Here is a 14422-nt window from a genome sequence, read left to right as displayed (position 1 = left end):
GGCAACGCGATGACGACGACCGTACAACATTATCTGGATAAAGGCCTGCGCGGCCTCTGGTATCCGGTGCTGGCGAGCTGGGAAGTGCAGTCTGCGCCGGTGGGCATCACCCGCCTGGGCGAGCAGATTGTGGTCTGGCGCAATAAAGATGGCCAGGTTCAGGCGCTGGAGGACCGCTGTCCGCATCGCGGTGCGCGCCTGTCGATGGGCTGGAACCTCGGGGACCGCATTGCCTGCTGGTATCACGGCGTTGAGGTGGCGGGCAACGGCGAGGTGAAAGACGTGCCCGCCGTGGACAAATGCCCGCTGGTCGGCCAGCAGTGCGTGCGCAGCTATAACGTGCAGGAGGCGCACGGCGCCATCTTCCTCTGGTTTGGCGTCACCGCGGACCAGCAGCCGGACGAACTGACCTTCCCGGATGAACTCGCCGACACGGAAAACTTCAGCAACTTCCTCTGCACCGCCGCGTGGAAATGCAATTACCAGTACGCGCTGGAAAACGTGATGGACCCGATGCACGGCACCTATCTGCACTCCTCGTCGCACTCGATGGCGGAAGGGGATCGCAAGGCCGACATGGTGCTCCAGCCGACTAAAACCGGTTTTATTTTCGAGAAGAAAGGGCAGAGCGGCGTCAATTTTGACTGGGTGGAGCTGGGCAACAGCGGCACCTGCTGGATGCGCCTCTCTATTCCTTACAAGAAGCGCTTCGGACCGGGCGGCCACTTCTTTATCGTCGGCATGGTGGTGCCGGAAGATAACGACAACTGCCGCGTCTTCTTCTGGCGCATCCGCCGCGTGCAGGGCTGGCAGCGCGATATGTGGCGCTTCATGTACCGCAACCGTCTGGAAAAACTGCACTGGGAAGTGCTGGAGCAGGACCGTGTGGTGCTGGAAAGCCTGGCGCCAAACGCGCGCGATCATGAATACCTGTATCAGCACGACGTTGGCCTCTCGCGCCTGCGCCGCATGATGCAAAAGGCCGCCAAAGAGCAGCTGGCGATGCGTGAAGCACAGCAGGGAGCCGCCTGATGAATGGGCTGCTAAGCGGCAAGCGCATCGTGGTGACCGGCGCCGCGCGCGGGCTGGGCTACCACTTTGCCCAGGCCTGCGCGGAGCAGGGCGCGGCGGTGGTGATGTGCGACATCCTCAAAGGCGAGCTGGCCGAGAGTGCCCACCGGCTGCGCGAGCAGGGCTATGCGATCGAATCGCACGTTATCGATCTGGCCGATCAGCACTCTATCGACCAGGTGTTCAGCGCCATTGGCGAGCAAGGGCAGATTGACGGCCTGGTCAACAACGCGGCGATGGCAACGGGCGTGGGCGGCAAAAACATGCTTGATTACGATCCGGATCTCTGGGATCGGGTGATGAGCGTCAATGTCAAAGGCACCTGGCTGGTGACGCGCGCCGCCGTGCCGCTGCTGCGCGAAGGGGCAGGCATTGTGAACGTCGCGTCCGACACCGCGCTGTGGGGCGCGCCGCGCCTGATGGCCTACGTCGCCAGCAAGGGGGCCGTGATTGCCATGACCCGTTCTATGGCGCGCGAACTGGGGGAAAAACGTATCCGGATCAACGCCATCGCACCGGGGCTAACCCGCGTCGAGGCGACGGAATATGTCCCCGCCGAACGGCATCAGCTCTACGAAAACGGACGCGCGTTAACCGGCGCGCAGCAGCCGGAAGATGTCACCGGCAGCGTGGTCTGGCTGTTAAGCGATCTGTCGAGGTTTATCACCGGACAGCTGATCCCGGTCAACGGCGGTTTTGTCTTTAACTAAGGTAGGGCGATGATGGCAAACGATCAGGAAGTGAAGTATCTGGTGCCGGGGCTGGAGCGCGGTTTACAGCTGCTGTTGGCCTTTGGCGAGCAGCATCGCGATCTGACCTTTGCCGAACTGCACCGGCTGGTGGATATGCCGAAGGCTACCGCCTATCGCGTGGTCCAGACGCTGGAGTACATGGGATTTCTGGAGCGCAACACGCGCACCAATACCTTTTCGCTGGGCATGAACGTGCTGCGTCTTGGCTTTGAGTACATCGCCTCGCTGGACGTGGCGCAGGTCGGCCAGCCGGTGATCGAGCAATTGCGCGACGTGAGCCAGTGCAGCAGCCATCTGGCGATCCGCGACGGGCGCGACATTATCTACATCGCCCGCGTCAGCGCCGCCGGGTCGCGCATCAACCAGGTCAGCATTGGTACCCGCCTGCCGGTGCACTGCACCTCGCTCGGCCGCATGCTGTTGACCGATATTTCCCGCGCTGATTTCGAACAGCTGTTCCCGCATGAGCGTCTGCCGGGCAACACGCCGGGGCAGCTTTACGACCGTGAAGCCCTGTGGCAGATGGTGCAGCAGGACAAAGCCTGCGGGTATGTCATCGGCGAATCCTTCTTCCGCCACGGCATCTCCTCCATCGTCTACCCGGTGTATGACCGAAGCGGCCGCGTGGCGGCGGTGGTCAGCATTCTGGTGCCGTCGGAGGAGATCCCGCAGAGCGACCGCGAGCGCCTGCAAAACGAGGTTCGCCTCGCGGCGGATAAAATTTCTGGCTTCTTAGGGTATTTGTCACAGGCCAGTTAAATCAGTGAGTTAACGTCAGGCGCTTGACTGCGTCGGGCATGTTTTACGCCCAATCTGGGCCAGATGAGGCAACGAACGATGAGTGTAACCGGAATTGAAAAGCTGGAATTTGGTGTGGAAGACCTGACGCACTGCGCCAAATTTATGCGTGATTTTGGCCTGACGGGCGATGCCAGCGGCCAGCGTTTCACCACCCTGAGCGGCGCGCGCGTGGAGCTTAACCCGATCGACAGCCCCGACCTGCCGCCCGCGTTTGAAGCGGGTAACACCCTGCGCCGCATGACCTGGGCGGTTGCCAGCCAGTCAGATCTGGACGCGCTGCGCCCGAAGCTGGCGCAACAGCCAGGTTTTCGTGAAGTGGGCGACGCGCTGGAGTGCCTGGACCCGAACGGCATGACGCTGCGCGTGCAGGTGACCCAGCAAACTGACGTGGAACTGAACGTCGAGCCGATTAACCAGTGGGGCGATGCCCGCCGTATCGACACCCCCAGCCCGGTTTACGATCGCGCCCAGCCGATCAACGTGGGGCATGTGGTGTTCTTCGTGGAAGAGCTGGCGGCAGTGGAGAAATTCTACCGCGAGGTGCTCGGCTTCCAGGTCTCGGACCGCTATATCAACCGCGCCGTGTTCCTGCGCTGCGGCGTGCGCGGCGGCCATCACAACCTGTTCCTGCTGCAACTGCCGAACCGCAAGCGCGGCCTCAACCACGTGGCCTTCACCGTGCGCGACATCCACGAGGTGATCGGCGGCGGTATCGCGATGAATAAACATGACTGGAGCACCTTTATCGGGCCGGGCCGTCATCCGGTGTCGTCGGCGTACTTCTGGTACGTCAACAGCCCGACCGGCGGGGCGTTTGAGTATTACACCAACGATGATTATCTGACGGAAAACTGGCAGCCGCGTGAGCTGGAGCATTCCCTGGTCTCCTTTACCGAGTGGGCGGTGGAAGGCGGGATTGACCATGACACACGCCGCCAGCAGAAAAAGCCGGAGGCGGTATGACGTCGCGCATTGTCATTATCGGCGGCGGCCAGGCGGGCGGCTGGGCGGCGAAAACCCTGCGCGATGAGGGTTTCGACGGCGAGATTTGCGTGGTAGCGGAAGAAGAGTGGGATTTCTACGAGCGCCCGCCGCTGTCAAAAGCGTCTTTGCTGGAGCCGGACGCGGCGCTCCCAAGGCTGTTTAGCGACGAGGTGCAGCAGGCGCTGAACCTGGCCTGGTACCGGCCGCTGCGCGCTGAATCTGTCGATCGCGATGAGAAAAAAGTCGTTCTTAGCAACGGCGAGCATCTTAGTTACAACATCCTTTTAATCGCTACCGGCGGTCGGGCGCGCCTGCCTTCGCAGGCGTGGGCCAGCCATCCGCAGGTCTATACCCTGCGCCACTGGCAGGACGCGCAGCGCCTGAAAAGTCGTCTGGCGGAAAGTAAAAAACTGGCGATCGTCGGCGGCGGCTGGATCGGACTGGAGATTGCTGCCTCGGCGCGGAAAAGCGGCGTGGCGGTCACCCTGTTCGAGCAGCAGCCCGCGCTCTGCATGCGCTCGGTGAGCGGCGAAGTATCGCAGCGCTTAGAGGCCCTTCACCGCGAGCGGGGCGTGGATATCCGTACCGGCTGCGGTACGCTGGAGCTGGAGGACGACGGCGGCCTGCCGGTCATCCACTGCGACGGCCAGCGTGAAACCTTTGATGCAGTCGTGGTCGGGATCGGCGTCGATCTCAATCTGGAGCTGGCGCGCGATGCGGGGCTGAAAACCGGGCGCGGGATCGTGGTTGATGCCCAGGGACGCACGTCGGATCCGTTCATCTTTGCCGCAGGAGATGTCGCCCAGCACCATCACTACGGGCTGTGCATCCAGTCCTGGGCCTTCGCCCAGAATCAGGCTGCGGCGACGGCGAAAGCGATGCTCAACCCCGATGCGCCAGGTTACGACGACGCGCCGTGGCTGTGGTCGGATCAATATCAGCACAATATTCAGATCCTCGGTATTCCGCAGCCAGGCAGCAGAACGGTCGTGCGTGAAGAGGCGCTGTACTTCTCGCTGGACGACAACGGGAGGCTGACGCAGCTGGTGGCGTTCGACGATGCGCGTACCGTCAAGCTGGCGAAGCGCTGGATGGCGGCGGGGCGGGATCTGTCCGACGTGCCGCTCGCCGACCCGACCTTTTCACTGATGTCACTGCGATAGCTAACCCGCACCCGTAGGGGGAGAGATGACCACACTAGAGACTAACACCGCGCCGGTTGAGGCGAGCGGTGAGGGGACCCGCACGCCCGAAAAAGCGGTGCGCTGGGCCATCCCGCTGTCGCTGCTGGCCTGCGTGCTGCTGGCGTTTTTCGACAAAATCAGCATCGCGGCGCTCTTTTCGGATACCCATTTTCAGCAGGCGATGGGCATTGATTTCGACACCACGCGTCTCGGCATTTTGATGAGCGCTTTCCTGCTGAGTTATGGCTTCTCATCGGTGTTTTTAAGCGGTTTAGGCGACAAAATCGCGCCGCTGCGCCTGCTCACCGGGATGATGGCGGTGTGGTGCGTGCTGATGGTGGCGATGGGCTTTACCCATAACTACACGCTGATGATCGTCCTGCGTATTCTGCTGGGCGTGGCGGAAGGACCGCTGTTCCCGCTGGCTTTCGCCATCGTGCGTCACAACTTCCCGCAGCATTTGCAGGCGCGCGCCACCATGCTGTGGCTGCTGGGCACCCCGGTTGGCGCGGCGATTGGTTTCCCGCTTTCCCTCTGGCTGCTGAACACCTTCGGCTGGCAGAGCACTTTCTTTGTGATGGCCATGCTTACCGTGCCGGTGCTTATCTTTGTGCGCATTGGTCTGCGCGGGATCCGCCTGGAGGCAAAACCCGGCACCTCGCAGGCGTCCCGGGACGAGCGGCGCGCGGCGCGGCGCGAGCTGTTTGTCAGCCCGCACTTCTGGATCATCTGCATCTTTAACATCGCTTTCCTGACCTACCTGTGGGGCATCAACGGCTGGCTGCCGGGCTACCTGATCAAAGGCAAAGGCATTCATCTGGAGCATGCAGGCTGGCTGTCGTCGATGCCGTTCATCGCCATGCTGGCGGGGGAAGTGATTGGCGCGTGGCTCTCGGACAGGGTCGATAAGCGCGCGGCGGCCTGCTTTATCTCGATGGCGGGGGCGGCAGTGGGGCTGGCGGCGGTGATGCACCTCGATACCCCGCTCGCCATCATTGCGGCGATGAGCTTCAGCACCTTCATGTGGGGCACCGGCGCACCCAACATTTTCGCCCTGCTGGCGAAGGCCACCCATCCCCGGGTGAGCGCCACGGCGGGCGGCATCTTCAACGGGCTGGGAAACTTTGCGGGCGCGCTGTCGCCGGCGGTGATGGGCGCGCTTATCGCCTTCACCCACAGCATGGATTCCGGGCTGATTTTTCTGGCGGTAATGGCGGCGGTGGGCTGCGTCCTGTTACTGCCGCTGCTGAGACGTTACTGAGGAGAGTGTCATGACTGATTCAACCGTAACCAACAAAACGGGCATCAAACCTGACCATCTGACGATGGAAGAGTGGGTGGAGTCGCGTATCGCGCGCTTCGAAGGCCGTAAATACGACTGGAACGCGCTGAAGTTCCAGGCCGATTTTGACCCGAAATACCGCCGGGCGCAGATGCGCTACATCGGCACCGGCGCAACCGGCGTGGCGAACGACACCAACACCGTGCAGGCGGACCATTTTACCTTCTCCACCATGGTGCTGCCGTCGAAGTGCGAAGGGCCGCTGCACCTGCACGACGACGTGGAAGAGGTGTTCTTCATGCTCAAGGGGCAGATCACGCTGATGATCCAGGACGGCGACAACTACACCGAAACCGTGCTGCGTGAACGTGACCTGATCTCCGTTCCGCCGGGCATCTATCGCGGCCTGTTTAACCACGGCGAAGAAGAAGCGCTGATGTGCGTCATGCTGGGGACCAACAAGCCGGAAATCCCAACCTATCCGTCCGACCATCCGCTTTCCAAAGTGAAGCGGAACTAAGGGGGGCATGATGACGGGTTTTCGTGAACAGGGAAGCGGCATTCCGCTGATGCTGCTGCACGGGATCAGCTCCGGCGCCGCTTCCTGGCACAAGCAGATGGCGCAGAACGGTTTTCGCGTGCTGGCGTGGGACATGCCCGGTTACGGCGAAAGCCCGATGCTGGCCGTAGCGCGGGCAAACGCGGGGGATTACGCCGACGCGCTGGCGGCCATGCTGGATCGCGTTGGTGTCTGGCAGGCAGTGCTGGTCGGCCATTCCCTGGGGGCGCTGGTGGCCAGCGCCTTTGCGGCAAAGTTCCCGGATCGCGTCATTCATCTGGTGCTGGCCGACGCCGCGCAGGGGTACGGCAATGCCGCGCCGGAGCAGCGGGAGCAGGTCTGGCGCAACCGCGAGCAGCAGATGGCGCTGGGGGGCGACATCCTCGCCCAGACCCGCGCCGCGAAGCTGCTGCGCTCCGGCGCGCGCGCGGAAGATATCGCCACCGTCGCGGCGGGCATGCGGGCGCTGCGCCCGGAAGGCTACCTCGCTGCCGCGTGGATGCTGGCACATGACGACATTCACGGCTGGCTTAAACGCTACTCCGGCACGTTTGAAGTCTGGTGCGGCGAGCAGGATGCCATCACCCAGCCGGAACTGATTCAGGGTCTGGCGCTGCGCTACGGCATGCCGTTTATCGCCATTCCGCAGGCCGGGCACGCCAGCTATCTCGATAACGACGCGTTTTTCAACCAACAGCTTTTACGCATTAACGAAGAGGTGCGCGATGAATGCACAAATTGACGGGCGCGTAGCGGTCGTTACCGGCGGTTCTTCCGGCATTGGCTTTGAAACGCTGCGCCTGCTGCTGGGTGAAGGGGCGAAAGTCGCCTTCTGCGGCCGTGACCCGGACCGGCTCGCCAGCGCCCATGCGACGCTGCAAAACGAATTTCCCCACGGGGAGATTTTCGCTTACCGCTGCGACGTGCTGAACGCCGACGAAGTTCAGGCCTTTGCGGATGCGGTGCAGGCGCGCTTTGGCGCGGCGGATATGCTGATCAACAACGCCGGGCAGGGCTACGTGGCGCACTTCCATGACACCCCGCGCGAGGCGTGGCTGCACGAAGCCGAACTCAAACTGTTCGGGGTGATTAACCCGGTGCAGGCGTTTCAGCCTCTGCTGGAGCAGTCCGACATTGCCTCTGTTACCTGCGTGAACTCCCTGCTGGCGCTACAGCCGGAGGAGCACATGATCGCCACCTCTGCCGCTCGTGCCGCGCTGCTGAACATGACGCTGACGCTGTCGAAAGAGCTGGTGGGCAAAGGTATTCGCGTCAATTCCATTCTGCTCGGCATGGTGGAATCCGGCCAGTGGCAGCGCCGCTTTGAAAACCGGGCGGACAAAAGCCAGAGCTGGCCGGAGTGGACGGCGGATATCGCGCGCAAGCGCGGCATTCCGATGGCGCGCCTCGGCAAGCCGCAGGAGCCCGCGCAGGCGCTGCTGTTCCTCGCTTCGCCGCTGGCCTCGTTTACCACCGGCGCGGCGCTGGACGTTTCCGGCGGCTTCTGCCGCCATTTGTAAGGACACATCATGAAAAAGGTAATGTTGATTGGTTTTGGCGCCATGGCGCAGGCGGTGATTGAGCGCCTGCCCGCCGGCGTGGCTATCGGCTGGATCGTGGCGCGCGCGTCTCACCATGCCGCCATTCACGACCAGTTTGGCGATGCGGTTGAGGCGCTGACGTCGCCGATGGCGTGCGCACAAACGCCGGATCTGGTGCTGGAATGCGCCAGCCAGCAGGCGGTGGCCCAGTACGGGGAAGAGATCCTGCGTCGCGGCTGGCATCTGGCCGTCATTTCCACCGGCGCGCTGGCGGACAGCGCGCTGGAGCAGCGTCTGCTTGCTGCGGGCGGAAAAATGACCCTGCTTTCCGGTGCGGTGGCCGGTATCGACGGGCTGGCGGCGGCGAAAGAGGGCGGCCTTGAGCGCGTTACCTATCAGTCGCGCAAAAGCCCGGCCAGCTGGCGCGGCAGCTATGCCGAGCAGCTTATCGATCTGAATGCGGTGTCAGAGGCAAAGGTCTTTTTTGAAGGCAGCGCCCGCGAGGCGGCGCGGCTGTTCCCGGCGAACGCCAACGTGGCGGCGACCGTGGCGCTCGGCGGCGTCGGGATGGACGACACCCGCGTGCAGCTGATGGTTGACCCGGCAACGAAACGTAACACCCACACGCTCCATGTGGAAGGATTGTTCGGCGAGTTTCATCTGGAGCTGAGCGGACTGCCGCTGGCTTCTAATCCTAAAACCTCCACCCTGGCGGCACTGAGCGCGGTGCGCGCCTGCCGCGAGCTGGCCCTGAGCTGAGGAGAGACGATGGACGATCTGAAGATTTTTATCGGCGGCCAGTGGCGACACGGCGGCGGCAACCCGATGCAGAGCCACTTCCCGGCAGACGGGTCGATCAACGCGACGCTGAACGCCGCCAGTCTGGATGACCTGGAGGAGGCGGTAGACGCCGGAGAGCGCGCCTGGCGCGATCCCGCATGGCGTAACAGCCTGCCGCATATGCGCGCGAAGATCCTGCATAAGGTTGCCGATCTCATTGAATCCCGCATCGACGCGCTGGCGCAGATGCAGAGCCGTGATAACGGCAAGCCGCTGGCGGAAGCGCGCGGGCTGGTGATGAGCGCGGCTGGAACGGCGCGCTACTTTGCCGCCGCCTGCGAGCTGCTGGAAGGGGAACTGCCCACGCCGCGCCAGCCGGATCTGCTGACGCTGAGCCGCTACGAGCCCCTTGGCGTGGTGGCGGCCATCACGCCGTGGAACTCGCCGATTGCCAGCGAAATGCAGAAGGTCGCACCGGCGATTGCCGCCGGAAACGCGGTGATCCTCAAGCCGGCCGAAGCCACGCCGCTGATGGCGCTGGAGCTGGCGCGGATTTTTGAACAGGCCGGGCTGCCCGCCGGGCTGCTGAGCGTGCTGCCGGGCAAAGGCTCGGTGATTGGCGATGCGCTGGCGCGCCATCCTCGCGTGCGCAAAATCTCCTTTACCGGTGGAACCACCACGGGCCGCCATCTGGCGCACGTGGCGGCGGAAAAACTGATCCCGGCCTCGCTGGAGCTGGGCGGCAAATCGCCGACCATCGTGCTGGAGGATGCTGATATCGAACAGGCCGCGCGCGGGATCTGCTATGGCATTTTCAGCTCGGCGGGGCAGGCGTGTATCGCCGGATCGCGGCTGTTTATCCACGAGAGCATTTACGCCCCGCTGATGGCGAGGCTGCTGGAATTAACTCGCGGGCTGCGCGTCGGACACCCGTTTACCGACGGCGTGCATGTCGGACCGCTGATCGGCGAAAAACATCGCCAGAGCGTGATCGAGTACGTCGAACTGGCGAAGCGTGAAGGGGGCCGCGTGCTGTGCGGCGGCGAGATCCCCGCCGATCCCGCTCTGGCAAACGGCAGCTTTTTCCAGCCCACGATTATCGAAGGGCTGAGCAACAGCGCCCGCGCCTGTCAGGAGGAGATCTTCGGCCCGGTGCTGGTGGCGATGTCGTTTGCCGATGAAGCCACGCTTATCCGCGAGGCGAACGACTCGGTTTACGGCCTGGCGGCGGGGATCTGGACGCGCGATACCGGGCGCGCCCTGCGTCTCAGCGAGCAGCTGGAGGCAGGCACGGTGTGGATCAACACCTACAAAGTCTTTGCGATTTCGACCCCGTTCGGGGGCTTTAAAGAGAGCGGTCTGGGCCGCGAGAAGGGTATTCAGGGGCTGAAAGCCTGGATGCAACAAAAGAGCATTTATCTGGCGACGGGTAACAGCGTCAACCACTGGTGCGACTGAGAAAGGGTGAGCAATGAGCGAAATGATAACCGTCGGCGACGCCATCGCCAGAACGCTGGAGCAGTATCAGGTTGAGGCCATCTACGGCGTCATCTCTATTCACAACCTGCCGATCGCGGATGCGGTTGGGCAGCGGGGCAATATCCGCTTTGTGCCCGCGCGCGGTGAAGCCGGTTCCGTCACCATGGCCGATGCCCACGGGCGCTTTTCCGACCTCGGCGTGGCGCTGACCAGCACCGGCGCGGGGGCGGGTAATGCGGTAGGCGCGCTGGTGGAAGCCATGAATGCCTGCACGCCGCTGCTGCATTTAACCGGGCAGGTTGAGAAAGCCTGGCTGGACGCCGACACCGGGTTTATCCATGAAACCCGTGACCAGCTGACCTTCCTGAAGGCCAGCTCAAAACGGGCGTACCGCATCAGCAATGCGAATCAGGCGATAGCGATTCTGCATAAAGCTATCCAGGACGCGCAGACCCCGCCGTGCGGACCGGTCTCGGTGGAAATCCCGATTGATATTCAGGGCGCCAAAATTCCGCTGTCGCTGGTGACTAAACCGGTTAAACCGGCATCGGTTCCAGCCGTGGATACCGGAATGGTTGACGCGCTGTGGGCGCAGCTCAAACAGGCGAAACAGCCGCTGCTGTGGCTGGGGGGCGGGGCGCTGGGCAGCGCTGAGGCGGTGAAAACGCTGGCGGATGCGGGCATCACCGTGATTTCCAGCACCCATGCGCGCGGCGTGCTGCCGGACAGCCACCGCGCCAGCCTGCGGGCGTTTCACAACTCGCCGTCGGTGGAGGCGCTGATCGCGCAGTGCGATTTTACGCTGGTGGCCGGTTCTCGCCTGCGCAGCAACGAAACCCGTTCCTGGACGCTTGAGCTGCCTTCCCCGCGGGTGCAGATCGATATCGACCCGGCGGCAGCAAGCCGTAACTACCTGATGGATAGCACGTTGATAGCCGATTGTTCAGCGGTGCTTGGCGCGCTTGCAGACAAAATTCAGGGCCGCGAGTGGGGCAACGCACAGTGGGATACGCAGGTGCAGCAGGCGGTTGAGCAAGCCGAACAGGGGCTGCGCGAGCAGTGCGGCGCCTACGCGAAGCTCAACGATGCCATCGAGAAAGCGCTGCCGAAAGATGGCCTGCTGGTGCGCGATATCACCGTGTCCGGCAGCCTGTGGGGTAGCCGCCTGTTCAGGGCTAACGGTCCGATGATGAACATTCACTCCCTCGCCGGGGCGATTGGTATGGGGCTGCCGATGGCGATCGGCACCGCGATTGCCAACCCGCAGCGCAAGGTGGTGGGGCTGGTGGGCGACGGCGGCCTGAGCCTCAATTTAGGCGAGCTGGCGACGCTGGCGCAGGAGAAAGCCAACGTGACGCTGCTGGTCATGAACGACGGCGGCTACGGGGTGATGCGCGGTATTCAGGATAAGTATTTCGGCGGGCGTCAGTATTATAACGCGCTGCATACGCCGGACTTTACCCTGCTGGCGCAGGCGATTGGCCTTCAGGCGTGGAGCGTTGAGCGGGCAGAGGATTTTGATGCGGTGATGACGGAGGCGCTGGCGATGCCGGGGCCGTCGGTTGTGGAAGTGCGGATGGGGCAGATTGGCGCCCTTAAGTTTGCGGGGCCGCCGCAGAAGACGCTTTACTAGAAGTGCAGTGCGGTCTGAAGCCCTCACCCCAGCCCTCTCCCAAAGGGAGAGGGTGACAGCGTTCCCTCTCCCTTTGGGAGAGGGTTAGGGTGAGGGGGTAAATCAGAACACGTTAAACGGGTATTCCACGTAAGCGCGGATCTCGTCCCCGCCCACGTTGTACTCGCTGGCGTTGCTGGAGACGCGCAGTACGGAGTAGCGCAGCTTCAGCTTCAGATCTTTCGCCGGGCCATCCTGCACCTGGTACTGGATCTGGTTAAACCACTCGTGCTCTTTGCCATTGCTGGTTTCAGAGGTTTTGATGTTATCGCCGCGCACGTAGGCGGTGGTCCAGCTCAGGCCCGGTAAACCAAGGCCGCCAAAGTCCAGACCGTAGGATGCCTGCCAGGAACGTTCATCTTCGCCGTTGAAATCAGACCAGTAGGAGTTCGCCAGCCAGATGGTGTTACCGCCGTCACCCACGCCGCCTTTGTCGCGATAGCCGCCGTAGTTGTAGCCGGTACTGCCGCTGCTCTGCTGGTACGCCACTTTGAACGTGTGAATGTCCCAGATATAGCTCGCCGCCAGGCTCCAGATGGTGTTGCTGCGGCCCGTGTCGAGGCTGTCCGCGTAATGCTGGTCGAGACGGGAGTTATAGCCGTTGAAGTCGAGCACCAGCTGCTGCCCGGTACTGAACGGCTGTTTGAAGTTCATGCCCAGGTACTGCTTGTTCATCACCTCTTCGTTATGAGAGGCGTACAGCGCGCCGCTGAACTGGTCGTTAAACTGATAGCTCGCACCGCCGAAGGAGAGGCTCTTCAGTCCGCTGTCGTGGCGGTCATCGCTTTTACGCTGCTCGTCGGTGAAGTAACCGGCGTTGACTTCCAGACCGTCGATCTCTTTCGAGGTTAGCATGGTGCCGGTGTAGCTTTCAAACAGCAGGCGGGAGCTGTCGGCATTCACGATGGGCAGCTCAGGGCGCTGATTCCCGTAGCTCAGTACGGTATTGGAGATGCGCATTTTGGCGGTTGCGCCAAACTTTGCCAGATCGGATTTTGCCCGGCCGTCGTCTTCCTGCTTAAAGAAGTCGATGCCGCCCGCGCCGCTCTTGCCGCGGCCACCGTCCAGACGCACGCCATACTGCGCGATACCGTCCACGCCGAAGCCCACCAGCCCTTCGGTATAGCCGGATGCAAACGTGGCGATGATCCCCTGACCCCATTCGGCTTTGTCCTGCTGGCCCTGATGGTAGTCGCGGCTGATATACGCATTGCGTAAAAACAGATCCAGATGGCTGTCGTCAATAAAACCCTTGCTGTCGGATTGCTGGCTTGCGGCGGCAGGTAATGCGGCAAATAAACTTAAAGCAATTAATGATAATTCTTTTTTCACGGAGGGAACGTCTCTGTCTGGATATATTAATTTGAATAACTGCGGAAGAGATAATTACCGGAAAAAGTAACCTTTGCAATAATTATGTGACCAGACATTTCAGAGTGGCAGGGTAGATTTGGCGGGGCTTTCAGGGGTGTTATCGATACGTGCTTTTAAGTTAACAATTCATGCGAAATAAAAAGGAGGCAAAACTGCCTCCTTCTGAAATTATTTAATTCCGTCTGCCGCCATACGGTCGCGAATATGCTGCGCACGCTCTTCCGAAGCCGGGTGATCGTCAAACATGGAGCTTTGACGGCCCTCCTCCAGTTTCGCCAGTTTTTCGAAGCTGGTAGCTAAACCCGATGGATTGATGCCGCGTTTGCGCAACAGATCGTAAGAGTAGTCATCCGCTTCCGACTCCTGACGCTGGGAGAACTGCGAGTTCACCAGTTTTTCGCCCACGTCGCCCAGCTGCGACTGGGACAGGCTGCCGACGATGCCGCCCGCAGAGGCCGCCGCTGCGCGCACGGCATTGGTGCCCAGCGCAACCTGCATCCCTTTCTTCACGTGACCCAGTGCAACGTGACCCATTTCATGGCCGATCACCGCTTCCACTTCGTTGTCGGTCATCATGTCCATCAGGCCGCTGTAAACGCGGATACAGCCGTTCGCCATCGCAAAGGCGTTGACGTCTTTCGCCATATACACCTTGTAGTTCACCGGCTGACCGTTAATGTTGTCGCCCAGCGCGGAAGCAATCTTGTTCAGACGCTGCGTGTAGGTGCTGTTTGCCGGGGCAAGCGTAGCTTTTCCATCCATATCCTTACAGGCCTCGTCGCTCAGCGCTTTCACCTGCGCATCGCTCAATGAGTAGGCCTGAAAAGCTTCTGCGCCTGAGGTCATCAGGCCGTTAGAATCCATATTCTGACAGCCGCTTAGCAGGAGCGTTGTTCCCACAGCCAGCCCGATTGCACGCATTTTCATGATGTTGCTTCCGTAC

General features: G+C 61.9%; 14 protein-coding genes. 12 read left to right on the top strand and 2 right to left on the bottom strand.

The window, feature by feature from the left end; translation table 11 throughout:
• Positions 1-9: 9 nt before the first annotated feature.
• From ACQG0T_RS19065 to ACQG0T_RS19010, 12 genes are all read left to right on the top strand, one after another.
• A complete protein-coding gene (locus tag ACQG0T_RS19065; protein WP_017692695.1) occupies positions 10-1032 on the top strand; it encodes an aromatic ring-hydroxylating oxygenase subunit alpha in 1023 nt (340 codons plus the stop codon).
• On the top strand, positions 1032-1781 hold the full coding sequence (locus ACQG0T_RS19060; protein ID WP_017382918.1) for an SDR family oxidoreductase: 750 nt from the start codon (positions 1032-1034) through the stop codon (positions 1779-1781). Before ACQG0T_RS19065 ends, ACQG0T_RS19060 begins: the two co-directional genes overlap by 1 nt.
• Before the next feature lie 12 nt (positions 1782-1793).
• Complete coding sequence (locus tag ACQG0T_RS19055; RefSeq protein ID WP_032103879.1) at positions 1794-2582, top strand: IclR family transcriptional regulator; 789 nt, start codon at positions 1794-1796, stop codon at positions 2580-2582.
• 78 nt (positions 2583-2660) lie between these two features.
• On the top strand, positions 2661-3587 hold the full coding sequence (locus ACQG0T_RS19050; RefSeq protein WP_015571827.1) for a VOC family protein: 927 nt from the start codon (positions 2661-2663) through the stop codon (positions 3585-3587).
• Entirely contained in the window at positions 3584-4771 is a 1188-nt protein-coding gene (locus ACQG0T_RS19045) for an NAD(P)/FAD-dependent oxidoreductase (protein WP_271040454.1), read from the top strand. The genes ACQG0T_RS19050 and ACQG0T_RS19045 overlap by 4 nt, the downstream gene beginning before the upstream one ends.
• Positions 4772-4796: 25 nt before the next feature.
• A complete protein-coding gene (locus ACQG0T_RS19040) occupies positions 4797-6053 on the top strand; it encodes an MFS transporter (protein ID WP_023314815.1) in 1257 nt (418 codons plus the stop codon).
• A 10-nt stretch (positions 6054-6063) separates the two neighbouring features.
• Positions 6064-6594, top strand: a complete 531-nt coding sequence (locus ACQG0T_RS19035; RefSeq protein WP_017382915.1) for a cupin domain-containing protein — start codon at positions 6064-6066, stop codon at positions 6592-6594.
• Positions 6595-6604: 10 nt separating this feature from the next.
• Entirely contained in the window at positions 6605-7375 is a 771-nt protein-coding gene (locus ACQG0T_RS19030) for an alpha/beta fold hydrolase (protein ID WP_193127266.1), read from the top strand.
• Positions 7359-8153, top strand: coding sequence for an SDR family oxidoreductase (locus ACQG0T_RS19025; protein ID WP_015571822.1), 795 nt, complete (start codon positions 7359-7361; stop codon positions 8151-8153). The genes ACQG0T_RS19030 and ACQG0T_RS19025 overlap by 17 nt, the downstream gene beginning before the upstream one ends.
• 9 nt (positions 8154-8162) lie before the next feature.
• Complete coding sequence (locus tag ACQG0T_RS19020) at positions 8163-8933, top strand: aspartate dehydrogenase (RefSeq protein WP_017692699.1); 771 nt, start codon at positions 8163-8165, stop codon at positions 8931-8933.
• 9 nt (positions 8934-8942) lie between these two features.
• Positions 8943-10412: an aldehyde dehydrogenase gene (locus ACQG0T_RS19015; protein ID WP_252051604.1), complete on the top strand. Its 1470-nt coding sequence runs from the start codon at positions 8943-8945 to the stop codon at positions 10410-10412.
• Positions 10413-10425: 13 nt separating this feature from the next.
• Positions 10426-12066 (top strand): thiamine pyrophosphate-binding protein, encoded by a 1641-nt coding sequence (locus ACQG0T_RS19010; RefSeq protein ID WP_271040453.1) that lies wholly within the window; start codon positions 10426-10428, stop codon positions 12064-12066.
• Between the two features lie 102 nt (positions 12067-12168).
• On the opposite strand, the gene ACQG0T_RS19005 is transcribed toward ACQG0T_RS19010, so the two are convergent.
• Together ACQG0T_RS19005 and ACQG0T_RS19000 are read right to left on the bottom strand one after the other, a co-directional pair.
• Positions 12169-13437, bottom strand: coding sequence for an OprD family outer membrane porin (locus tag ACQG0T_RS19005; RefSeq protein ID WP_058689569.1), 1269 nt, complete (start codon positions 13435-13437; stop codon positions 12169-12171).
• Positions 13438-13647: 210 nt separating this feature from the next.
• Positions 13648-14406 carry a M48 family metallopeptidase gene (locus tag ACQG0T_RS19000; protein ID WP_017382909.1) on the bottom strand — a complete coding sequence of 253 codons (759 nt, stop codon included), beginning with the start codon at positions 14404-14406 and terminating at the stop codon, positions 13648-13650.
• Between the last annotated feature and the right edge of the window lie 16 nt (positions 14407-14422).

Origin of the sequence: Enterobacter cloacae complex sp. 302F9 (assembly GCF_050030335.1) — a bacterium.
In the GTDB taxonomy this organism is placed as follows: domain Bacteria; phylum Pseudomonadota; class Gammaproteobacteria; order Enterobacterales; family Enterobacteriaceae; genus Enterobacter; species Enterobacter hormaechei_C.
This window is presented reverse-complemented; position numbering and strand designations above follow the sequence as displayed.